Raw genomic sequence first — 22,900 nt, 5'->3', positions numbered from 1 at the left:
ACACTTCGAACAAGTACAATTGAATACACAGGTGATGAGCTACCTTGAATGGGTGAATGGTCATTTACACAAAATTATTGACAGTACCATTAGGAGGAGTTTATATGATTAATGATTTAAATAAAAGGTTATTTCAATTAAATGATGAAAAGAAAATTTTCAATGAGCTAAGTGATTTAGGAATTAAAGAATTAGATAAAGATATTCTAGTAAATAACTATGTTGAAATATTAAGACTTAACTATGAAGAAACAGAACTTAAAGCGATGCTTTCAACTTTTAAAAGAGGTGAAAATAGAGATAAAGAAGCTATGAATGGATGGTATAGTAGTCTAGGTTTTATATTAGCAATAGTAACTACCTGTATTTCAATCTTTACTAATATCTATTCAGGAGATGAAGATAAAAAGAATATAGCTTTTATCATAACAAATTTTTTATTTTTAATAGTTGCAATGTATTTTGTAGTTCAACATGTTCGTATTATGAATTTAGAAAAAAACCTTAATAATAAAAGAATTTTTTATACATTTTTAATAAATAGGGTTTTATAAAAGACGCTAAATCGTTTACTTTAGAAGAACACCATATATTATTTTAAATAATTATAATATTAAAAGAAAAATAACAACAAATTTTGCCAACATAAAAAAATAAGAATCATTCATCCGATTCTTGTTTTTTTCATCTCCATCTACTTAACTCCCACCACACGAATCCTTTTATAATCTGCTAGCCATCTCCCGTCTTGCCACAGTACATCGCGCAAGCGTTCTTCCACCTTCTTAATAATTCTGTCTTTCACATCGTCTTCAATTCCTTCAAATAATCCGTCCGCAAACATACCCATCCAGTTGCGCAAGCCTTCGTCACCTTGTAGTGGTGTCGGGCGATTGATATGTTCGGCGAATGTGACGTGAAAACCTGCTGCTTCCATTAGTGTTGTGTATTCAGCGATACTTGGGTAATACCAGGGGAACTGTGCATCGTCAAATCGGTATCCAGCATGTCTGATTTCATCAATGATGGCATGTGTAATCGTTTCGACATTGTGTGCGCCGCCGAATTCAGCGACGAATCTTCCACCTGTTTTTAAAATGGCGTACATACTGTGTAGAGCAGTGAGTGGTTGTTTCACCCAGTGTAGTGTCGCGTTTGAAAAGACGGCATCTACATTTGAAAAGCCTGTTAGTTGTGTTGCGCTTTGTACATAGAATGGAATGTGTGGGTACTTTTCTTTTGCGGTGGCAATCATATTCGGTGAAGCATCAATGCCAATCACATGAACACCTTGTTTTGAAAGTTCATGCGCTAAGTCGCCTGTACCGCAACCTACATCTACAATGGTCTCGCCTTGCTGTGGTTGTAATAGTGACAAAATATCTTTTCCGTAGTGTGAAACGAAGGCGTGTTGCGTATCATAACGCGTCGCATTCCAATAATCTTGTTTGGTCATCTTTTCCATCTCCTTATTGATTCGCTGTGATTCATTTGAGTATAATGGAAAAATATACCGAAGAACATTCAAGAAAATAGCGTTTTAGTATAACGATTCGTTATCGTAAAGAGGGGTTTCTATGCAAATTAAATGGCTACAAACATTTGTTGTAACAGCGAGGTGTGAAAATTTTAGGCAAGCATCGGAACAATTATTTTTAACGCAACCAGCCGTCACAAAACATATTCAGCGTTTAGAAGAAGTCATTCATACAGCGTTATTTCATCGCACGAGTAATCGCGTCACATTAACAGCGGCGGGGAAGCGATTTTATACCTTTGCGAATGATTTACTCGCCGAATATGAAGCAGGTATGGAAGCTTTTGAATCATGGAAACAGGGATATGAACAGAAGCTTGTTATCGCAGTTGCACCTCAAATTGCGGCATCATTATTACCGACATGGTTGGCGCAGTTTATGGCTGAAAATCCAACAATTGAGGTCATAACGAATATTGTCTCTTCTTATGACGTGGGACAAGAGGTAAGTTCAGGGCGAGCGGATCTTGGATTAGCACGTATTCTACCGATTCAACCGAGTATTGAAGCACTTCACATACATAAAGAACCGATGCTTTTAACGTCGAAGAAAAGACAAGGGACTTGGGATGAGGAGCGAGTTATGCAGACAGACCGTATTATGACGCATAATCACCCGCATTGTAGCGATGCATTTTTGCAGCAACTAAAGCACGCGTATCCACTCGTTCGAACGATGCCAGTGAATCAAATTGAAGTAACAAAACGATTCATTGAAGCAGGGCTTGGCAGTGCCTATTTACCGTATTCGATGATTCAAGAAATGAACGAAGTCATGACAATCCCAGCACAAGCCATCTCACCACCGATTTCGACGACCTATCTTTTAACCAAAGTAAGCACAGTGGAAGTAGAGAAGTTTATTCAGTTTTTAATGGAAGGAAGAAAGTGAATGTTACCAAACTTTGAAGTGGAATTTGTACAAGGCGAATGGAAAAAATATTATAAGTGTACATCAAAAAGTTTTCAAAAGCAGATTTCCTATTGGCGTTTTAGAAGAATGTGTCGCAGCTTTTTAAAAGGTGTCACCACATTAAAACGTCAATACGAAAAAAAGCTAATGAATTCGATTCAAATTCTTTTTGTTGATGAACAGTGTGAAAAAGCAGTTCATATCGTGACTGATTTACAAGGGACGATTCATGGCTTTACATTGCGTCCTTACTATCAATTTGACACAGATCATCGGTGGACAAAAAACACATATCACATGCCTATTTGTGACGAATGGTTTGTATTTTGGGGTGGCACGAACGAATTTGAAAACTACCATTATCTCTATCCTCATCAGCGCTATGCCTATGATTTAATACGTGTTGTCGATCATCAAACATTTAAAAATGAAGGAATACACAATGAAGATTATTTTGCTTTTGGAGCTAAAGTAGTGGCTCCATTAGACGGAAAAGTACTTCAAGTCATTCAGCATATTGCAGATCAACCCGTAGGTGAGATGAATGAAGCAGATTTTTTAGGAAACTATATCATTCTCGAACATGCGGAAGGAGAATATAGTTTGATTGCCCATTTGAAGCAATATAGTACCGTAGTGAAACAAGGCGATGTAGTAAAGAGTGGTGAGTTACTTGCGCTTTGTGGCAACTCGGGGAATTCTTCTGAAGCTCATATTCACTTTCAAGTAATGGATTGTCCACATATAGAGCAAGCCAATTCGCTACGCATTCGATTTGAAGGTGGAGTAGAGCCTGTGCAAGGAGATACAGTTTAAAAGAGAAACAAAAATACATAAACCAAAGGGGTTCTTCAAATGCATCATAAAAAAAGAATGCGAGATTACGGAATTGAGATTGGGGAAATGCGCACAGGTCCTTTAAATGCGATTACAGATGTTAAAGGGGTAAAAGTAGGACATGTCACATTAAGCGAAGGGGATATGCAGACGGGTGTCACAGCAATTCTACCGCATAGTGGAAATGTATTCAGGGAGAAATTAATCGCTTCAAGTCATGTCATTAATGGTTTTGGTAAGTCGATGGGGACGGTTCAATTGGCGGAGCTTGGGACGATTGAAACACCGATTATTTTGACAAATACTTTAAGTACAGGCATTGCAGCAGATACTTTAATTGATTATATGTTAGAACAAAATCCTGAAATTGGACGAACGACAGGTACGGTGAATGCAGTAATCGGTGAGTGTAATGATATGATCATCAACGATATTCGAGGTAAATTTGTAAAACCCGAGCATATACGAGAAGCATTGAATAACTGTGATGAGGTATTTGAGGAGGGAGCAGTCGGCGCGGGAACGGGTATGCTTTGCTATTCATTAAAAGGTGGGATTGGCTCTGCTTCAAGAATAATGGACTTTGAATTTGGTTCTTATACATTAGGTGTACTCGTATTGACGAACTTTGGCATATTGAAAGACTTCATAATTCAAGGAAATCCAATTGGTCAGCAATTAAAGCAAAAATTAGATGAAGTGTATAAGGAAGAAGATAAAGGTTCTGTCATAACAATTGTTGCGACCGACTTACCCGTTTCAGAAAGACAACTTCAAAGAATTTTGAAAAGAACGGTGACAGGACTATCACGAACAGGTTCTATTATTACAACAGGTAGTGGAGAAGTCGTATTTGGTTTTTCAACTGCGACAAGAATTTCACACGATGAAAAAACGAAATTAATAACGATTCCTCAAATTCCAGAAGACGTGATTGATGTTGCTTTTAGAGCAGTTGGTGAAGCGACTGAGGAAGCAGTATTGAACTCGATGATTACTGCTCATGAAATCGTAGGACGCGATGGAAATTCAAGACCTGCTTTGAAGGACTTATTAGAGAAATGGAATATTAGCTTACTGTAAAGTGACTTACTTATAAGATAAAACACCATATATATGTATATTTTATTAAATAATGAAAAAATAATAATTTATAACAAATTTATGTTAAAATTGTACAGAATTAAAATATAACAATATATGGAAGGGTGTAAGTAGTGAAAAAGCTTATTTCAATATGTGTGCCGATGTACAATGAAGCTGAAAACATCGATGCATTTTATAAGCAACTAACAACAACGATTAGACCTCTAACTCAAAAATATGATTTTGAGTTCCTTTTTATTAATGATGGAAGTATCGACCATAGTGTGAAAAAGGTAAAAGCTTTAACATTAGCAGATGCAAGGGTGAAGTTGCTCGATTTATCGAGAAACTATGGGAAAGAAGTTGCGATGGCGGCAGGTTTTGACTATTGTTTAGGAGATGCAGTGATTACGATGGATGCAGATTTGCAACATCCACCTAAAGTGATTCTTGAAATGGTCGAACAATGGGAAGCTGGTTATCTTGATGTATATGGAAAAAGGAATGAACGAAAAGGCGAAAGTTTTCTAAAAAAGAAAATGTCCGAAATCTACTATAAATTACTCGTTAAATTTTCAAAAGTAGAAGTATTGCCAGGCGTAGGTGATTATAGATTATTAGATCGTGTATGCATCGACAGTATTAGAAAAATGAAAGAAACGCAAAGATATACAAAAGGGTTATATATGTGGATTGGTTTCCGTAAAAAAGAAGTCAACTTCGATGCGGAGGAGAGATTTGCGGGAGAAACGAAGTGGAAATTCATGGACTTATTAAAACTTGGTATTGATGGCTTAACATCGAACACAACATTCCCGCTTAAAATTGCAGGTATATTGGGCGGAATTCTCTCATTCAGTTCGATGCTTTATATGGTTTATATTCTCATAACGACATTAATTTACGGAACGAGTGTACCAGGTTATCCAACGCTCGTCACATTGATTTTACTGCTTGGTGGTTTCCAACTAATTTCATTAGGCATCATGGGTGAATACTTAGGGAAGATTTTTCATGAAACGAAAAACAGACCGCTTTATTTTGTTCAAGAATATACAGGTAAAAAAATTGAACTAGAAAAAATTCAATTATCGCAAAGATTTGCGAAAACAGAAAGTGTATAAAAAGAATGAAAAAATTATTTAAAAATGAAAAAATACTCTATCTCCTATTTGGGATTGGTACGACAGCAGTCTATTTTTTGACAAGATTTTTAATTGTAAACATAACTGAAAACTCAATGTGGGCAGTCATTACAGCTCAAATTACAGCAATTCTATTCGCTTACTTTACGAATAAAATTTTCGTCTTTAAAGATCAAAAATGGAAGCCAATCGATTTATTAAAACAACTTACAGGGTTTATAGCCGGTCGAGCATTCGTATTTGGTTTGGACTTGCTGATTACGTATATTGCAGTCGTAGCCTATTCGAAAGAAATCATTTATTTCTTTGGTTTGAATTCCATTAATTACGACAATCTTCTTTTCTCATCTGCATTAACAAAAGGATTCATTGGTTCGCCCACTTTATTAAATGAATTTATTTTTGTATTTATCGTACAAATATTAGCAATTATTATAAACTATATTATTTCAAAAAAAGCCGTTTTTAAAGCGGAAAGAGTAAATAAGGAGCAGTTGCATTGATTACTAAAACTTTTAAGAAAAGTTACATTTGGCTATCAATCTTTATATTCTATGCAGTGATTGCCTCATTATTAATACTGTCAGGTGATGATTGGGCATGGGGTTCTGAAGAAGGATGGTCAAGACTTGAAAATAGATTCGATTATTACAACGGACGTTACTTAGGGAATATAATTGAAATTTTTATTACGCGCTCTCTACTATTTAGAATTGCAATGTATGCTTTAGTCAATACAGGAATCGTATATGTGACTTGGTTATTACTAAATCGAAAATTTAGCATTCCACTCATCATGTTACTTATTATATCTATGCCAATCTCAATTTATGGTGAAACATATGGTTGGTTAGCAGGCTTCGCAAACTACAATACTTCCTTATTGGCAATTTTATATATTTTATATGTTGCCAAGAAAAAACAGCCGAAAATGATTGAGTTGTTTTTCGTAGGGATCATCGCGTTTTTAGGACAATTTTTCGTTGAAAACGTATCTGTCGCTAGCGTTGTTATGGCAGTGATTGGATTGTTATTGGCACTATTCTATAAAGAAAAGAAAGCTGTATTCATTGTGTGGCTAATGGGTGCAGCAGTCGGCGCTTATATAATGTTCTCTAATACGGCCTATCATACGGAAGGGAATATGCGCGAGGTTGGAGGATTAGACTTCACGTTATTATTCACAACGATGATCACGAGCTGGAGTGAATTTTATTTTAAAGATAATCTCATTCTCATCGTATTGTTTACAATCGTATTAGCAATAATCGGTAAAGGGCAAAAGTATTTAGTAGGTTCTATACTAGTAATTGCCATGTATTTCATTATGAGAAATCTAGTTGGATTAAGCCCCGCATCACTACCTTATTACTTACTAGTAGTGGAATTTATTTTAATGTGTATCTATTTGATTGCACTATTAATCATAGTAGGGAAATCAAAAGTGAAAAATGAAAATAAACGATATTTCTATACATATTTTTTATATGCAATCATTTTATTAGGTCCATTTTTATTAATTACACCATTTGGACCAAGAAATATGCTGTTAACTTATATGTTACTAGTCATTTGTTTATTACTAATTTGTGATGAAAAAATCGTAGAATGGCTGAGAAAAGGCAACAAGTTTGTTGTTTTAGCTGTAATGGGTGTTTGTATGACATTCATTATAATGCATGGCGCAAATAAAATTGAAAATCATACGCGTTATGATCGATTAGTCGAGGAATATGAAGCGGGCGCTAAGTTCTCGACATTAACGAGACTACCTTTTGAAAAAATCGGTCATGATTTAACACCAAGATTTAATAACCTTCAAAGACAACGACAAATTGAGTATTACAATTTACCACCAGACATTCGCATTCGATTATCAAATTATGTGCATATTGAGCCAGAACCACCGTATGGTCCAATCGAACCGAAGTATTTAAGGTAGATAAATAGTTCTTAAGCATACAAAAAAGTCGAAATCGCACTTGTGGCAATTTCGGCTTTTTGTTGTTTATTTAAGATAACTTTCAAAGATTCCACCTTGTGAAAATTCACTAAATGGAATAAGTAAGAATCGCGTATAGGGCTTTCCTTTTTCATATTCACTAATGATTGTTAAGATATTCGCATTGTAAAAATAAACATAACTTGCTCCATTTTTTGACGCTTCATATTCAACAGGCTTTCCGAAAGTTTGTGTCACTTGTTTTTTCGTGAATTTTTGAGGAGTCGAGAGCAGCATACCACGCACTTTATCCGTCGCTTTGTTTGTTTTTTGCTTCCCGTTTAGAATATACGTAAAAATTGTATCTTTCGTTTTAAAATATTTATTGTTCGCATAACCGTATACATTTAATTTTGCGTCACGTTCTTTAGCGTAATAAGGCAACCCCGCATGTTTTTTTCCTTTAAACTTTTTATACGGATCACCAATCTTTGCGAGAGCATAAGGTAATTTATTTTGTTTCACTTGTTTTTTAACTTCTTGTAATGTGATGTTTTTTGTTTTTGCATCGGCATTCAGGGTAGTAAGATTCATGATGCAGCATATGGCGATGAAAAGAACGATGATTTTTTTCATAGTAATAGCTCCTTTCCATTTAACTTCTAGCTTACTTGAAGTTGATTTTAAAAACAACCTAATATTGGAAAAAGTCTTTATAAAAGAACTAGTGTATAATGAATGAAAATACGAATGTAGGGGGAACACATGGGCATCTATTTTGAGTCAATGGAGATGTTTCAAAAAGATGGTGGTTTAAAACAAACAACGATTACAGCGAAACAATTACTACCAGCGATGGTTACACATATGAAGCGTGGCGACCGTCAGTTTTCACTCTACTTACAAGGACGTCTACCAAAGTCTGTACCAGATTTATTACAAGAAGCTTTTTCACTGCTGCACTTACAAGAGCCTTTTTATACGCAACATTGTGCGAGACAGGAGAGCTCGTTCAAATATGTATCGAAGAACCGTATTAAGATGAATTTTTCGATGACCTATCGTATGACGAGAGAAGAACAACAATGGGTGATACAAGAGATTCAATTAATTTTAAAAGACCTCATAACGAATACGATGAGTGATGTAGAAAAAGTGATTGCTGTTCATGACTATATTGTACGCAATCACCAATATGAGATGAATACGACTGGTTCACCGTTTACGGTCTATACATTTATGCATGAGAAGCAGGGCGTCTGTATGGCGTATGCACTACTGTTCGAAAAAATGATGGAGGAGCTAAAAATTCCTTGTTATTACGTTATTGGTCAAGCAGACGGTGAGAGTGATTTAGGACATGCATGGAATATGGTCAAATTAGATGACGATTGGTATCATATCGATGCGACGTGGAATGATGTCGGTTCGAAAATGAAAAATCATGAAATTCGCTATCGCTATCTGCTCCGTTCAGATGCTTTTATGAAAAAAGATCATCAGTGGAATGAAGCGAATTACCCGCAATGTTTGAGCGAGCGTTATCAATACTTTACGAACCTTTATGATGTCGCATCACATGGTAAAAATATTTACTATCCAAAACCAAAAACTGCTTCACTCATGTCCTTCGATGTTTTATCGAGAACTGAAACACTTCATTTAGAAGAACGTGTGCAGTTTTGTACGTTTGAACAAGGGCGACTCTATATGAGCTGTGTGGACCGAGATTGGCATTTATACGCTTTTGAAGTTGATACGAAACAATTAATATGTGTCGAAGAACGCCAAGTACAGTCGATTCATCAGACGGTTCATGAAACGATTGTTCACTTCCATCAAGGAGAACCCATTTACTTAAAAGAACGTGCAACAATCGAACCAAAACCCGTACCAGAAGCACATGAAGTCATACTTACAGGGTACGGAAATAGCTGGTTTGGCGAATATAAAGGGAAGGCAAAACCACTTCGCTTCATTAGTGATGAAGGGTTGGAGCTACTTATTGCTGATGCCTACAAACAAGTGACCGTCGATTTCTTATGTCACGATTCACTGCAAATTCAACTAACAGCGAATCAAAAGCCATTGAAAGCAGAACACCCTGTCATCGTGACACTGCCACCCGATATTGCGACACGCGTCGGTCGAAAAGTATTAGAAATTGAAGAAGATTTTGAAATGGTGTTGTGAGATTTAATAATAGATAAAATATCTTTGCCTTCATAATAGTCGGTAAAGGTATTTTTTAATTTGTTAAATTGGTCATATTTCGTCCAATACAAACTCTATACTGTAAAAGAAGGTAGATATTACAAATAAATGAAGTGAGGTTTTTAGATGTTCGACCAATTAAAAGCAGGGTTTATGGACTTCAAAGAAAAGAAGGCAGTGGATTTACCGTTAAATGCGTCTGTGTTTGAAAAGATTTTAGAGCGTCAATCTATTGAAGGGGTAGAGGATCTTCAAGTGAAGATTGAGGAAGGGCTTCTTATTTTAGAAGAGGATACGAAAGTGAAGAAATTTGGTATATCGAAAAATATTCACTTCACGCTTTCTTTAAAGCCTGTTCATGCAGAAGGGCGTGCGCTACAGTTTGAGTTGAAAAAGATGAAGCCGCTTGATTTTAGTGCAGTGCATAAAAAGATTTTTCATAAGCCGCCCGTTGTGACATACGATGAGCGCATGATTCAAATTGATCTTAATGCATTTGATAAGGTGAAGGCTATTCCCATTGGACATATTAAAGAAATTGCGATTCAAAATGAGCAGTTTATTGTATCCATTGGTTTATAAATAAGAGGAGGGAATTCAAATGAAAAAAATTCTAAGTATGGTATTTGTTTTAATGTTAGTTAGTAGTGTCTGGTCAACACAAGCTTCTGCGGCTTCGTATGAACGCGCTAAAACAGCAAAAACAGTCAAAGTGTATGTGAAGGCTGGTACATCTTATAAAGTAGCGTACACTGTACCAAAAGGAAAAGCAGTTAAAGTAATTGGTGGCGTAGATGTAGGTTCGGATCAATACTATTGGCCGATTGCTGATCAATTTGGTTTTTATAAAATCACATACAAAAATAAAAAGGGCTATGTGGCACAAGGTAATTTAAATTTTACAAGTGCTTATAGTTGGGTTCCAGGCGTAAAAGCAAAAGCGAAGAAATATGCAAAAAGTTACGCAGATAACGATCCATACCGTTTTGTGAAAAGTAAAAAATACGGTAAAGATGGTTACTATAGCATTCAGCACAAATGGAATGGTACATGGTATACAATCGGACGTGTGAATTGTAAAACAGGTGCGATTCATGGGTAAAAGAAAATACATTTTATTTTTCCTAATTGGCTTATTAATATGGGGAAGTGGAAACAGTCCGATTTCAACTGTCGAAGCAAAAGTAAAATATAATCATGAAAAATATAAACGCTCAAGTACGTATAAAACATATGTTTTTAAAAGTTATGAAAAAGGTAAAAAAGCTAAAATTGTCACATATCGTTATATGTTAAAAGGTCCTTACAAAGATATGTGGAGAATTAATAATGAAAACTGGTATGTTGATTATGGCAGCGATTCAACAGGTGTCTATGGCACAGCTGTTTATAAGCACAAAACGGGTGAACGTATTATAAGTTCTCAAATTTTACCGCGAAATTTAAAAAAGGGTGCGAAAGGTTATATGGGCGATGCTGCTTATAATGATCGTCATAAATATAAAGTTTTATCCACAAATACAACAGTTCGAACACCAGCAAAAACTTTTAAAAATGTATTGAAAATTTGGATTTCAACACCAGATTTAAGCATGCAGTCTATAGATTACTATGCTAAAGGCTATGGCATGATTAAAAGCGAAGACATAAATGAAGGTGAAATTACAAAGTCATCTGAATTAGTAGCTTTAAAAAAATAAATAAAAAAACATCTTGTATGTGGTAAATCATACAGGATGTTCTTTTTTTATTATAATACTTTTTCAATCGCTTGTTCTAAATCAAGTAGTGAATCAGTTGGTTCGAAGCGTGAAATCACTTGACCATTTGCATCGACTAAGAATTTTGTGAAGTTCCAGCGAATATTACGTCCAATTAAATAGTCTGGGTAATCACGTTTTACGCGTTCCATGACCATCATCTCTTGCATATTTGATTGATCGACATCGCGTACATCGACTTCGTGTTTTAAGTAATTGAATAGTGGAGCAGTGCGTTCACCATTCACTTCAATTAAATCAAATACAGGATACTCTACGCCAAAGTGAGTTTTACATGTTGTCATCGTTGTGACACCATCTTCAGGGTTTTGTTCACCGAACTGATTCGTCGGGAAGGCGAGTACAACGAAGTCGCGATTTTTATATTTTGCATAGAGCTTTTGTAAGTCTTCGTATTGATATGTAAACATACATTGACTTGCGGAATTGACGATTAACATTGTTTTTCCACGATAAGTTTCCATCGATAAAATTTCACCGTTCGGTTTCTTTACTAAATAATTATAAATACTCATAAGTAAGTAGTCCTCCTTCTATATAGGGTTTTTATACTGTTATTATATAAGGAAATAAAACAAAAGAACGAATGATTTGATTTGAAAAGAAAAATTAGGATTTGTATGCAATAGTTATTTAAGATTATTTTTAAGAGGAAATAATACTGTTTTACTTATCTAACTGCTAAAATTTTTGTGAAATCATTTTTCATGTGAATCATAAATACTAAAAATAACTTTTTTTGTTGTTTTTAATTCAAAAACAGTTCGATCATTAGATATAAAGTCCTTTTTTGAGGGGAAAAATGTTATAATTATTTTAGTTATATATTTTTTGAATGGTCATATAACGACCATTGACCTATGTAAGATAGAGTGTAAAGAGGTGATGTTATGAGTCGAGAAAAAGAAACACAAATACATCGTATTTTATCGATGTATGATCGACTGGAAAAAGGTGAAAAACTTGTAAAGAAGGAAGAATCTCAAAGATTCCAAACGAGTGAGAAATCAATTCAACGTGATATTGATCATATTCGAAGATTTTTAGAATTGGAAAAAAATAATGCATACTTAGACTATAATCGTAAAGAAAAAGTGTATCAGTTGAGTATAGGTGAAGATGAAATTCGTTTGAATAGTCAACATATCTTAGCGATTTTAAAAGTTTTAATGGATTCAAGGGCATTTAAAAAAGATGAGATGGACAGCATTGTAAGTAAGTTATTAATGCTTGTAAATAAAAAGGATCAAGAAATTTTAAAGAAAATGACAGGGAATGAAAGACTTCTCTATACCGATTTATCGCATGGGCAAGCAGTGATTGAAAAAATCTGGACGTTATCAGAGCATATCCAGAATCAACACATCATGACGATTACATATCAGCGTGAACTAGCAGACGCTGAAAAAGAGCATCTTGTTAAACCGGTTGGCATTATTTTTTCAGAGTACTATTTCTATTTACTTGCATACCCTGCAAATAAAGAAATTGATTATCCAATTATTTACCGAATTGATCGTATTAAGTCGATTAAAGCGGAACAGGTATCTTTCAAAATCCCTTATTCAGAACGATTCCAAGAGGGAGAATTCCGTAAACGTGTGCAGTTTATGTATACAGGAGATTTATTAAAAGTGAAGTTTAAGTTCACAGGAGCTTCTAAACAAGCTGTATTAGATCGTTTACCAACAGCAAAAGAGGTCATGGCGATTGATGATGGTTGGATTTTTGAAGCAGAAGTGTTCGGTAAAGGAATTAAAATGTGGTTAATGAGTCAAGGTGAACATGTAGAGGTATTAGAGCCGAAAGCCTTCCGTGAGGAGTTTTTAAAAACATTTGAACATTTATATGAGATATACCAACCAGTCAAGTAAGGCGTGTTATTTATGATGAATAGGGAATAACTTGTAAAAACGAGGTGTTGCCTGTGCATCAGCGAAAAGAAGGTATTCTTAATAAAAAGTCTGTCACGATTGTGGGCATTATTGTGCTTGTATTAGCTGTGATATGGTTATTTTATTTAAAGAATACATCGTATGAAAAGCCCGAGCAGGCGATTCGTGCAGCTGAAAAGAATTTAACATTGATTCCTGCTCATCAGACAGACAACCAAGCACTGTACTTTTTTGTGAAGGATGACTATAAGTATGGTGTAACCTACGCTCAAAAAGGGATGTGGGGTTGGAAAACACGTGGTATTATTTGGACAAAAATTCATGATGATCGAAATACTTCCGAAAAGCTAACAGGTTATCAAGAATACGAAGGACAGCTCATGTATGGTCTATTGAAAAATACAAAAAATCACGCTGTCTACTTTAATAAACAACAAGCAACATTTTTAAATTTAGATGAGTTGCCAAAAGAAGTTGTAAAAAAATATCGTCTGGAAGGTATGGCGATTTGGTATTTAGAGCATGATGCGGTAATCGAGAAAGGTGTGCTTCGTCTAGTCGATACAAAGACGAATAAGACGATTCATCGGATTGTCATTAAATAGGTTACTTTGCGAATAGCTTTCAAAGCTTTATAATATAAGTAACGACTATGTTAAAGGAGTTTACGATGAATACACGTTATAAAATTACACGTTTGAATGAGCAAGAGGAGCCAATGTTAACATTGGAAGATTTCCAACAATTCTTTTCTACACAATCTGATTTTACGTATGAAGATGCATTTGTGTCACGCAATCAAGAAGGCGTTGAGATGAGGATCAAAGGTGACTTTTTTATGTGGCATGTCGATCAAGTGAAAGTACCATTTCGTTTCTTCGATGGAGAACTCTATGTAGCAATTTCCCATCCAGTCATAGAAGAAAAGATGAAAGAAATTGCGGCTGCACTTGATGCAGTATATGTAGAAGGCTAGGATAAAGAAGAGGAGGTATCGCGATGGCGATACCTCCTCTTTTTTACTTTTTATTCACTTTCAAAGTGTAATATTTATACGAACCAAACTGTTCAAATTTATAGGTGTATGTGTAGGGATTGAAGAAAGAAAGGGTTGGGCTGGCTTTTACGAATCCTTTTCGTTCAATATAGTTTTGCATTGTCTTGGCACGTTTTGCGTCGTAGAATGTGTACGTGTCAAAATACGAACCTTGGAATGCGTAATCTTTGCCTTTATGAATATTCGTAAAATAAGAACGCAATTGTTTTTCGGTCTTTCCTATATTCAAATACATAAAAGGTACATAGTATTTTTTTCCTTTATACGTAATAGGAATTAAATTTTGGGCAGAAGAAATATTTTTTGTAGCTTTTGGGGTTTCGTTTGATGTGAATAGTGTTCCTTTTTTATTTGTTAAGGTTGTTGAAGTCGCTTGGAAACTTCTCTTATGGTAACCTGATAGATTCGCTCGATCTGCATAGTAATACCATGTTTTCTTTTTTAACGCTTTGGATTTTGGGATATAACCCGTTTTTGTTCCAATCTTCACTTTGTAATAAGTTGCAGATGCTTTCGATGTTGTTGTGAATTTTTGGTTCTGTTTTAATGTAGTTAATTTCGTAGATGACTTGCTTTGTTTTGCATATAAATACGTATCAGGCTTTGCATAATAAGTAGTCGATTTGGCGTCGACCTGTGCGGAAAAGAATAAAGACCCTGCTAAAATGATGAATAGACTCCAAGTTAATTTTAATTTCATTTTGTCTAAAACCTCCAATCCATCCTATTATACCCTAATGAATACGAAAGGTAATATATGGATTAAATCCTATTTTGACATTGAATCATATTGAAAAAAAGAGTAGTTTAACGCGAAAAAATGATATTTTAATCAAAAATATAATAAATTGGATTGCTGAAGTGTGCATTAAAATGTACAGGACGAATGGTAACATTGTCTTATAGGAGGGGATTATATGCAGTCTCAAACCAAAGTTATTTATTGTGATACATGTCATAAAAAAATTAAAAAAGTTCGGATGGGCGATGTGATTTTGCCTCATCAAGTAAGTGATTTGCTTCCACAACAATGCAAAGTTTGTAAGGTGAAGGCGATGATAAAAGGCACAAAAAAACCCGAATGATGGGCATTCGGGTTTCATATATTAGATTACTTCACTCGCTAGTACAGCTTCCACCATACTGCGTGCTTCTTCAACTGACTTGGTTTGCATTAAGCTGTTACGTAATTCAGCTGCGCCGCTAAACCCACGTACATAGATTTTAAAGAAGCGATGTAGATGATTATAAGGGCGTTGTGTTTCTTCTGCATATTTTTCATATAGTTCAAGTTGTAGCAATAGAAGATTTAAATATTCTTCTACACTACGTTCGCGTGGATCTTCGCTAAATGCGAATGGGTTTGTGAATACTCCACGGCCAATCATGACACCATCAATGCCGTATTTTTCAGCTAATTCTAAGCCGACTTTACGATCAGGAATATCACCATTAATCGTTAATAATGTATTCGGTGCAATCTCATCGCGTAATTGTTTGATTTCAGGAATCAAATCCCAGTGAGCAGGCACTTTACTCATCTCTTTACGTGTGCGTAAATGAATCGTTAAGTTCGCGATATCTTGTTTTAAAACATGTGTTAACCATTCGCGCCATTCATTCACATCTGTATAACCAAGACGTGTTTTTACGCTAACTGGTAATCCACCAGCTTTTGCGGCTTGGATAATTTCCGCAGCTGTTTCAGGGTGATTAATCAGACCTGAACCTTTACCACGTGAAGCAACATTCGCCACAGGACAACCCATATTCAAGTCGACCCCTTTAAAGCCCATCTCTTTCATACCGATGCTCATCTCTTTGAACATCTCTGGTTTATTTCCCCAAATATGTGCAACAAGAGGTTGTTCATCTTCTGTATAAGTAAGACGACCGCGTACACTATAAATACCTTCAGGGTGGCAGAAGCTCTCTGTATTTGTGAACTCAGTAAAGAACACATCAGGACGACCTGCTTCACTAATTACATGACGGAATACAACGTCTGTTACGTCTTCCATCGGTGCTAATATAAAAAATGGCTTCGGTAAATCTTGCCAAAAGTTTTCTGATTGCTTACTCATCGTATCTTCTCCTTGCATACTTCTATAAAATTTTCACTATCCTAAATAGTATCATTTATTCGCGCATCCTGCACAAAAATAATCTTCGTAAAATCAGAATTTAAAAATCTTCTTTATCTTGTTATCTGACAAGACAACTTACGTGCGATGTTTGAATAAAGGTGATATATTAATAACCATAAAAAAGGGTACTTTATTTAAAATTACAATTATTTATGATAGTAAAAATCTTACGAAATGACATTTTTTATAAAATATAAATTTTGTAAAGAGGTGTTCGATTTGGGAAAACTGAATAAAAAAATCTTTATCCCGTTATTTGTATTATTATTACTTGTCATTAGTGTAGGTGTATTTTCAATGAGGGCCGACTATACAAGTGCAGAATTATTTGATGCAAAGCACGAGTTTTCATATGGAGAACAGGCGAATCAAGACTTAAAAATTTATCAAAAAGGGTTAAAAAAAGGAGAGAAAACGCCTGTTGTACTGTATATACATGGCGGTGGTTGGTATGCAGGAGATAAAGCGAATGTAGGTAAAAAACCAGGTTATTTTAACAAAAAGGGTTACACCTTTATTTCGATGAATTATCGCTTATCACCGGTAGGCAATTATCAAGACCAAGCGAATGATGTAGCAGCTGCGATGAAGTGGATTGTCGATCATGCGGATCAATATCATTTAGATGCCAATCAAATTACATTGATGGGGCATTCAGCAGGAGGACATTTGGCCTCATTGGTTGCATTAGATCCTCAATACTTAAAAGAAGTAGGATTACCACTTCATACGATACGCGGTGTTATTAATATTGAAGGACCACTTGATATGAGCGACTTTATTAAAGAAGTCCCGAAATATAAATCAGTTTACGGAAAAAATCCGAATGTATGGAAAGCAGCTTCACCTAGTACTTATCTTGGTCAGCAAGCAGTTCCGCCGATGTTAATTATCTCAAGAGAGGACGCATCAACTACGAAATTTGTAAAGGCTGCAAAAAAACTAGGCGAACCAGTTGATTTACTCACAACACATGAATTATCTCATTCGGACTTAACGGGTTTGATTGGAACGAATGAAAATGCAGAAGCGATTCAAGTAACGAATGCAGTGACAAAATTCTTGCAAACAAATCAACTAAATACATTCAAGTAAATAAACATTAAAGCAAACTAGTGCATACATTGTCTAGTTTGCTTTTTTCATTATTAAAAAGGGTATAGGTGCAAATGAGTGTAGAAGGAATCTTTATAAATCAAAGGAGGAAATTGTATGTCTTAGTCAGAATAAACGAATGAATGGATTGAAAAAAGAAAACAATATATTGTACGTGGTGTAAGTAATGGGAATTTAGCGATTGTCAAAAGGCGCAACGGTTACGGATTTAGGTGGTAAACAGTAGAGTGATTTTGTATCTATGATTGGTGTATTAAATGTTGGGCATAATCACCCGGAAGTTGTAGCTGCTGTAAAAGAGCAAGCAGAGAAGTTTTTATTACCTGGGTTTAATGTACATGAAGAAAAGTTATGTGAAAAAGGGTTGGTCATTTTAGGTCGAGCATTTGAAGAAGTGGCGAAATAATGAAAGGACACGTATAACATCAAAACGAAATCGCATTGTGTGAAGCGATTTCGTTTTTTTAAAGCCTATAGATTTATATTTAAATACAGCGCGCCAGTCGTTGAATGGCTTCGTCTACTTCCTCCATTTGAATATTTGCGAAACCAATCACAAGTAAACGATTGCGCTGAATAAGTGGTAGTGGATTTAATGAAAAACGTTTTAATGTATAAAGTTCTAACTTCTCTTGTTGTGCTGCTTGTTCGATTTCTTCATAAGATTTTGATGTAGGTACTTCAATTAAAAAGTGAAGTCCAGCAGGAATATCGTAAATCATAAGATCACGCGTCAAATTGTTAGAGAGTGCTTCAATTAATGCGGTTCGAATCTCCTCATAATGTTTCGTCATCTTTCGAATATGTTTTTCATATTGCCCACTCTCGATAAATTCATTCAACGTATAAAGTGCTAAATTATTCGCTGGTTGAATCTCAAGTGGAAAAGCTTCTTGATAAGCTGCCAATAGTTTTGTTGGAAGTACCATATAACTAATACGCATTCCAGGTAACAATGTTTTTGAGAACGTCCCCATATAAATGACTTTTCGGTTATAATCCAAACTTTGAAGCGAAGGAACATTGTCCGTTTGGTATTTAAACTCACTATCATAATCATCCTCTATAATATAGCGCTGTTCATCGCGTGAAGCCCAGTTGAGTAATTCAACACGTCTTGAAATTGGCATAATAATACCTGTTGGAAACTGATGAGAAGGTGTCGTGATGACAAACTGTGCATTCGTCTGCTCAATATACTTTACATCAATCCCGTGATCATCAAGTGGAATGAGGTGTGTTTTAAACTGATGTCGTTGTAGAAGTTGATAGTATCTTGCATAGCCCGGATTCTCGACTGCAAAAGCTGTTTTAGTTGTCTGCAACATTAAGAGACGTTCCATTAACCCCTGACTTGTTGCGTGAATAATAATTTGTTCAGGTTCGCACTTCACACCACGCGTCGCATAAATAAAATTCGCAATATTTTTCCGTAGTATGTAAGGTCCTTGTGTATGTGGCATTTCACTTAATTCATCCATATGTTCCTCATAAATTTTCGCCTGACAATTCAGCCACTTACGAAAAGGGAATAATTTCGGATTTGCATTCATATGAGAGAGCGAAATCCATCCCTCACGCGAACTTTCTTCTTCTCTTAGTATTTCAGGGAATGAGGGCGTAATCTGGTCGTTAATATCAAAGCGCTGAATTTCCTCTACAAAATAGCCAAGTCGTTCAATTGTATAAATATATCCTTCAGCCAAAAGCTGGTCGTAAGCTGTCGCAACTGAATTCGTACTAACAGCAAGTGATTTTGCGAGTTCACGTTTTGGTGGTAATTTGTGATGCGCACGTACTTGATGACTTAGAATTTGTTCCTTAATTTGACGGTAAATTTGTTGGTAAATAAAGCGCCCTTTTCCTTTTGAGTTTACTTGAATCTGCAATCTCATCACCTCTGGTACCTTTTTTTTATAAACTTGGTGCTTTTTATTGTACCAAAAAAGGGCATAATTAGAAAAAAGAAACGAAGGAGGAAATGAAATGTTACAAACAAATCAAACAAAAGAATTAGTTGAAAAACGCAAGCAATACGTAGTACAAGGGGTAAGTAACGGAAATCTTGCGGTTGCGAAAGAAGCAAAAGGGGCAACAATCGTCGATATTGAAGGTAATGACTGGATTGATTTCGCAGCAGCCATTGGTACATTAAACGTAGGTCATAGTCATCCGAAAGTAGTATCAGCTGTCAAAGACCAAGTAGAAAAATTCTTACACCCTGGTTTCAATGTCATTATGTATGATTCTTATATTCGTTTAGCAGAAAAATTAGCAGAAATTACACCAGGAAGTTTTGAAAAACAAGTCGTTTTATTAAACTCAGGTGCAGAAGCAGTTGAAAACGCAGTGAAAATTGCACGTAAATATACGAAAAAACAAGCCGTTGTAGCTTTTACAAACGGTTATCACGGTCGTACCAACTTAACAATGGGTATGACGTCAAAAGTGAAGCCTTATAAATATGAATTTGGACCATTTGCGCCTGAAATTTATAAAGCGCCTTATCCATACATGTACCGTAAACCAGAAGGCATTACAGATGAAGCTTATGTAGATCATATTATCGAGCAATTCCATGACTTCTTTATCTCGACAATTGCACCGGAGATGGTGGCGTGTGTTGTCATGGAACCAATTCAAGGTGAAGGTGGATTTATCGTACCGCCGAAAAAATTCGTACAAGCCGTTGCGAACTTCTGTAAAGAAAACAATATTGTTTTTGTAGCAGATGAAATTCAAACAGGTTTTGCACGTACAGGCACATTATTTGCGATTGAGCAATTTGATGTAGAGCCAGATTTAATGACGGTATCGAAATCACTAGCGGCAGGTCTACCACTTAGTGGGGTTGTTGGTCGTAAAGAGATGATGGAAGTTTCAACAGCAGGTGAATTAGGCGGTACATATGCAGGAAGTCCAGTAGCATGTGAAGCGGCACTTGCAGTAATTGATATTATTGAAGATGAAAAATTATGCGAAAAAGCACAAGTTTTAGGTGACAAGTTAACAAAACACTTACATGGCTATGCAGAAAAATATGCATTTGTAGGCGATATTCGTGGTCTAGGTGCGATGGTAGCAGTGGAATTAGTAGATGAGCATAAAGCGCCAAATAAAGCAGCAGCAACAGCAATTGCAAAATATGCAAATGACAATGGATTACTGTTATTAACAGCAGGTATTAAAGGAAATGTCATTCGCTTCTTATCACCACTTGTTATTACAGATGAAGAATTAGAAAAAGGTTTAGCGATTTTAGATCGTGCATTCGAAGCAGCAGCGAAGGAGGCGTAACCGATGACAACAATTCAAGTAACGAACCCTGCAACGGGTGAAATTATTCATACGCTAACACGAAGTGAAGAAGCAGAAGTAGTTGAAAAAGTAGATCGTGCTAAAGAAGCTTACACGTCATGGAAGAAGTTAAGTGCGCATGAACGTTCAGCTCTTTTAATGAAATGGGCAGCGATGATTCGCACAAATCGCCAAGAACTAGGTGAACTCATCACATTAGAGAATGGAAAACCATTAGCAGAAGCGCTAGGTGAAGTAGACTACGCAGTGAGTTATATTGATTGGTATGCGGAAGAAGCGAAACGTGTATATGGACGTACGGTTCCGGCGCATGTACAAAACAAACGTATTGTTGTAACGAAAGAACCGATTGGTGTCGTAGCAGCGATTACGCCATGGAACTTCCCAGCAGCGATGATGACGCGTAAAGCAGCACCAGCACTCGCAGCAGGTTGTACATTCATTGTGAAACCAGCAGAGGAAACACCGCTGACAACGATTCGTTTAATCGAATTAGCGCATAAAGCAGGGATTCCAGAAGATGCTGTACAATACGTATTAGGTGATGCGCCAATGGTAGGCGACGTATTTACGTCACATCCAGCGATTCGTAAAATTACATTTACAGGTTCGACACCAATTGGCAAACTACTCATGCAAAAATGTGCGGATACAGTGAAGCATGCAACAATGGAATTAGGTGGTCATGCGCCAATTATTGTAGCAGAAGATGCAAATTTAGATTTAGCTGTACAGCAAACGGTTATGGCAAAGTTCCGTAATGCAGGTCAGACATGTGTCTCACCGAATCGTCTCATCGTACATGAGAATGTTGTAGAAGCGTTTACAGAGAAGTTGGTAGAACGCGTTCGTAAGTTGAAGATGGGTAATGGTTTAGAGGCCGATGTGGATCTAGGTCCAATCATTAATAAAAAAGGCTTCGATAAAATCAAACAACAAATTGAAGAAGCCACTTCAAAAGGTGCGGAAGTTCTTTGCGGTAATCAATATGATTTTGATGATGAAAAAGGTTACTATTTCGTAGAGCCAACTGTCCTAACAAATGTGGATCTATCTTCTCAAATTATGCATGAAGAAACATTTGGGCCAGTCATTCCGATTACTACTTTTGAGTCATTTGATGAAGCGATTCAAATTGCGAATGATACGCCATATGGTTTAGCGACATACTTCTTCACAGAAAGCTATAAAACAGGACTATACTTCAGTGAAAACTTACAATATGGTATTGTCGGTTGGAATGATGGTGCGCCGTCTGGTGCGCATATTCCATTCGGTGGTATGAAGGAATCAGGTATTGGACGTGAAGGTGGCGTCGAAGGAATTGAGCCGTATTTAGAAACAAAATATATCTCAATAGGCTTATAAACCACATAACAAAGAGGTCAAGGGAATTTTTCCCTGACCTCTTTTCATTTTAAACAACTTCTGTGTTTTGAACTGCTTTTTTCTCTTTTGCTTGTAATGAATCACTATACCTTTTGATGTGCTTATCAAATACAAAGTTACCAAAAGGAATAAAGGCTACTGCACCTGCAATAACACTGTAGAAAAATGCCCATTTTACACGCAATTGCACGATAAGAATTGCAATTGCATATGTAATAAAGATTGCGCCATGCACACTACCTGTAATACGAACTGCGATTGGCAGATCTGCAAAATATTTTAACGGCATCGCAATACCGAGTAAGACTAATAATGAAATACCATCCCAAATGCCCATTGTACGTAAAAATTTAATCTCTTTTCTTTCCAAACATGAACACCTCCACTTTTCTTCTAGTATGTCGGGTGAATATGAATAGAATATGAACAGAAAAAGGTTAAAAATACCAATTTAGCGAAAAAACATTGTTTTAAAAAGAAATTAGGAAGCGTTTCCAGAAAAAAATTTAATAAATATAAAAAA

26 protein-coding genes are annotated in these 22,900 nt (G+C 35.9%); 19 read left to right on the top strand and 7 right to left on the bottom strand.

Annotated features, from left to right (window positions below):
* Nucleotides 1–104 precede the first annotated feature (104 nt).
* Nucleotides 105–554 (top strand): hypothetical protein, encoded by a 450-nt coding sequence (locus tag QN089_RS11725; protein ID WP_285215363.1) that lies wholly within the window; start codon nucleotides 105–107, stop codon nucleotides 552–554.
* Between the two features lie 140 nt (nucleotides 555–694).
* On the opposite strand, the gene QN089_RS11720 is transcribed toward QN089_RS11725, so the two are convergent.
* Nucleotides 695–1,456: a class I SAM-dependent methyltransferase gene (locus QN089_RS11720; RefSeq protein WP_350310895.1), complete on the bottom strand. Its 762-nt coding sequence runs from the start codon at nucleotides 1,454–1,456 to the stop codon at nucleotides 695–697.
* A 121-nt stretch (nucleotides 1,457–1,577) separates the two neighbouring features.
* On the opposite strand from QN089_RS11720, the gene QN089_RS11715 reads away from it, so the two are divergent.
* The 6 genes from QN089_RS11715 (at nucleotide 1,578) to QN089_RS11690 (ending at nucleotide 7,460) form a co-directional block, all read left to right on the top strand.
* Nucleotides 1,578–2,429: a LysR family transcriptional regulator gene (locus QN089_RS11715; RefSeq protein WP_285215361.1), complete on the top strand. Its 852-nt coding sequence runs from the start codon at nucleotides 1,578–1,580 to the stop codon at nucleotides 2,427–2,429.
* Nucleotides 2,430–3,266 carry a M23 family metallopeptidase gene (locus QN089_RS11710; protein ID WP_285215360.1) on the top strand — a complete coding sequence of 279 codons (837 nt, stop codon included), beginning with the start codon at nucleotides 2,430–2,432 and terminating at the stop codon, nucleotides 3,264–3,266.
* 39 nt (nucleotides 3,267–3,305) lie between these two features.
* A complete protein-coding gene (locus tag QN089_RS11705) occupies nucleotides 3,306–4,370 on the top strand; it encodes a DmpA family aminopeptidase (RefSeq protein ID WP_285215359.1) in 1,065 nt (354 codons plus the stop codon).
* A gap of 134 nt (nucleotides 4,371–4,504) precedes the next feature.
* Entirely contained in the window at nucleotides 4,505–5,497 is a 993-nt protein-coding gene (locus QN089_RS11700) for a glycosyltransferase family 2 protein (RefSeq protein ID WP_285215358.1), read from the top strand.
* A gap of 5 nt (nucleotides 5,498–5,502) precedes the next feature.
* A complete protein-coding gene (locus QN089_RS11695; RefSeq protein WP_285215357.1) occupies nucleotides 5,503–6,021 on the top strand; it encodes a GtrA family protein in 519 nt (172 codons plus the stop codon).
* The gene (locus QN089_RS11690) at nucleotides 6,018–7,460 is read left to right on the top strand and encodes a DUF6056 family protein (RefSeq protein WP_285215356.1); all 1,443 of its coding nucleotides are present in this window, start codon (nucleotides 6,018–6,020) and stop codon (nucleotides 7,458–7,460) included. The genes QN089_RS11695 and QN089_RS11690 overlap by 4 nt, the downstream gene beginning before the upstream one ends.
* Nucleotides 7,461–7,526: 66 nt before the next feature.
* On the opposite strand, the gene QN089_RS11685 is transcribed toward QN089_RS11690, so the two are convergent.
* Nucleotides 7,527–8,096 carry a hypothetical protein gene (locus QN089_RS11685; RefSeq protein ID WP_285215355.1) on the bottom strand — a complete coding sequence of 190 codons (570 nt, stop codon included), beginning with the start codon at nucleotides 8,094–8,096 and terminating at the stop codon, nucleotides 7,527–7,529.
* 129 nt (nucleotides 8,097–8,225) lie between these two features.
* Here QN089_RS11685 and QN089_RS11680 point away from each other — a divergent pair, with 129 nt between their 5' ends.
* The 4 genes from QN089_RS11680 (at nucleotide 8,226) to QN089_RS11665 (ending at nucleotide 11,374) form a co-directional block, all read left to right on the top strand.
* Nucleotides 8,226–9,653, top strand: a complete 1,428-nt coding sequence (locus QN089_RS11680) for a transglutaminase domain-containing protein (protein WP_285215354.1) — start codon at nucleotides 8,226–8,228, stop codon at nucleotides 9,651–9,653.
* Between the two features lie 147 nt (nucleotides 9,654–9,800).
* A complete protein-coding gene (locus tag QN089_RS11675) occupies nucleotides 9,801–10,256 on the top strand; it encodes a hypothetical protein (protein ID WP_285215353.1) in 456 nt (151 codons plus the stop codon).
* Nucleotides 10,257–10,275: 19 nt separating this feature from the next.
* Nucleotides 10,276–10,776 carry an SH3 domain-containing protein gene (locus QN089_RS11670; protein WP_285215352.1) on the top strand — a complete coding sequence of 167 codons (501 nt, stop codon included), beginning with the start codon at nucleotides 10,276–10,278 and terminating at the stop codon, nucleotides 10,774–10,776.
* Nucleotides 10,769–11,374: a hypothetical protein gene (locus tag QN089_RS11665; protein WP_141273209.1), complete on the top strand. Its 606-nt coding sequence runs from the start codon at nucleotides 10,769–10,771 to the stop codon at nucleotides 11,372–11,374. The genes QN089_RS11670 and QN089_RS11665 overlap by 8 nt, the downstream gene beginning before the upstream one ends.
* 50 nt (nucleotides 11,375–11,424) lie before the next feature.
* On the opposite strand, the gene QN089_RS11660 is transcribed toward QN089_RS11665, so the two are convergent.
* Complete coding sequence (locus QN089_RS11660) at nucleotides 11,425–11,970, bottom strand: glutathione peroxidase (RefSeq protein ID WP_285215351.1); 546 nt, start codon at nucleotides 11,968–11,970, stop codon at nucleotides 11,425–11,427.
* A 375-nt stretch (nucleotides 11,971–12,345) separates the two neighbouring features.
* On the opposite strand from QN089_RS11660, the gene QN089_RS11655 reads away from it, so the two are divergent.
* From QN089_RS11655 to QN089_RS11645, 3 genes are all read left to right on the top strand, one after another.
* The gene (locus QN089_RS11655; protein WP_285215350.1) at nucleotides 12,346–13,329 is read left to right on the top strand and encodes a helix-turn-helix transcriptional regulator; all 984 of its coding nucleotides are present in this window, start codon (nucleotides 12,346–12,348) and stop codon (nucleotides 13,327–13,329) included.
* 53 nt (nucleotides 13,330–13,382) lie between these two features.
* Nucleotides 13,383–13,955, top strand: a complete 573-nt coding sequence (locus tag QN089_RS11650; RefSeq protein WP_068451338.1) for a hypothetical protein — start codon at nucleotides 13,383–13,385, stop codon at nucleotides 13,953–13,955.
* A 65-nt stretch (nucleotides 13,956–14,020) separates the two neighbouring features.
* Nucleotides 14,021–14,326 carry an excinuclease gene (locus QN089_RS11645; protein ID WP_285215349.1) on the top strand — a complete coding sequence of 102 codons (306 nt, stop codon included), beginning with the start codon at nucleotides 14,021–14,023 and terminating at the stop codon, nucleotides 14,324–14,326.
* A 43-nt stretch (nucleotides 14,327–14,369) separates the two neighbouring features.
* Here QN089_RS11645 and QN089_RS11640 read toward each other — a convergent pair whose 3' ends face one another.
* Nucleotides 14,370–15,107, bottom strand: a complete 738-nt coding sequence (locus tag QN089_RS11640; protein WP_068451344.1) for a hypothetical protein — start codon at nucleotides 15,105–15,107, stop codon at nucleotides 14,370–14,372.
* 217 nt (nucleotides 15,108–15,324) lie between these two features.
* On the opposite strand from QN089_RS11640, the gene QN089_RS11635 reads away from it, so the two are divergent.
* On the top strand, nucleotides 15,325–15,492 hold the full coding sequence (locus tag QN089_RS11635) for a hypothetical protein (RefSeq protein WP_285215348.1): 168 nt from the start codon (nucleotides 15,325–15,327) through the stop codon (nucleotides 15,490–15,492).
* 21 nt (nucleotides 15,493–15,513) lie between these two features.
* Here QN089_RS11635 and QN089_RS11630 read toward each other — a convergent pair whose 3' ends face one another.
* Entirely contained in the window at nucleotides 15,514–16,491 is a 978-nt protein-coding gene (locus QN089_RS11630) for a tRNA dihydrouridine synthase (RefSeq protein ID WP_068451347.1), read from the bottom strand.
* A 282-nt stretch (nucleotides 16,492–16,773) separates the two neighbouring features.
* Between QN089_RS11630 and QN089_RS11625 the strand changes: the two genes are divergently transcribed.
* Both QN089_RS11625 and QN089_RS11620 read left to right on the top strand, forming a co-directional pair.
* Nucleotides 16,774–17,649 (top strand): alpha/beta hydrolase, encoded by an 876-nt coding sequence (locus tag QN089_RS11625; protein WP_285215347.1) that lies wholly within the window; start codon nucleotides 16,774–16,776, stop codon nucleotides 17,647–17,649.
* Nucleotides 17,650–17,911: 262 nt separating this feature from the next.
* Complete coding sequence (locus tag QN089_RS11620; protein ID WP_156422328.1) at nucleotides 17,912–18,076, top strand: aminotransferase class III-fold pyridoxal phosphate-dependent enzyme; 165 nt, start codon at nucleotides 17,912–17,914, stop codon at nucleotides 18,074–18,076.
* Nucleotides 18,077–18,155: 79 nt separating this feature from the next.
* Here QN089_RS11620 and gabR read toward each other — a convergent pair whose 3' ends face one another.
* A complete protein-coding gene (gene gabR / locus QN089_RS11615; protein ID WP_481810436.1) occupies nucleotides 18,156–19,565 on the bottom strand; it encodes a MocR-like transcriptional regulator GabR in 1,410 nt (469 codons plus the stop codon).
* A gap of 91 nt (nucleotides 19,566–19,656) precedes the next feature.
* On the opposite strand from gabR, the gene gabT reads away from it, so the two are divergent.
* Nucleotides 19,657–20,967: a 4-aminobutyrate--2-oxoglutarate transaminase gene (gabT, locus tag QN089_RS11610; RefSeq protein WP_068451355.1), complete on the top strand. Its 1,311-nt coding sequence runs from the start codon at nucleotides 19,657–19,659 to the stop codon at nucleotides 20,965–20,967.
* 3 nt (nucleotides 20,968–20,970) lie between these two features.
* Nucleotides 20,971–22,356 (top strand): NAD-dependent succinate-semialdehyde dehydrogenase, encoded by a 1,386-nt coding sequence (locus tag QN089_RS11605; RefSeq protein WP_121176960.1) that lies wholly within the window; start codon nucleotides 20,971–20,973, stop codon nucleotides 22,354–22,356.
* A gap of 49 nt (nucleotides 22,357–22,405) precedes the next feature.
* Here QN089_RS11605 and QN089_RS11600 read toward each other — a convergent pair whose 3' ends face one another.
* On the bottom strand, nucleotides 22,406–22,747 hold the full coding sequence (locus QN089_RS11600) for a DUF3817 domain-containing protein (protein WP_231726976.1): 342 nt from the start codon (nucleotides 22,745–22,747) through the stop codon (nucleotides 22,406–22,408).
* Nucleotides 22,748–22,900 lie beyond the last annotated feature (153 nt).

The sequence above is a fragment of the Kurthia sp. YJT4 genome, from assembly GCF_030219945.1.
GTDB lineage: Bacteria > Bacillota > Bacilli > Bacillales_A > Planococcaceae > Kurthia > Kurthia gibsonii.
The sequence above is the reverse complement of the archived record's forward strand: the minus strand, read 5'-3'. Positions and strand labels throughout refer to the sequence as shown.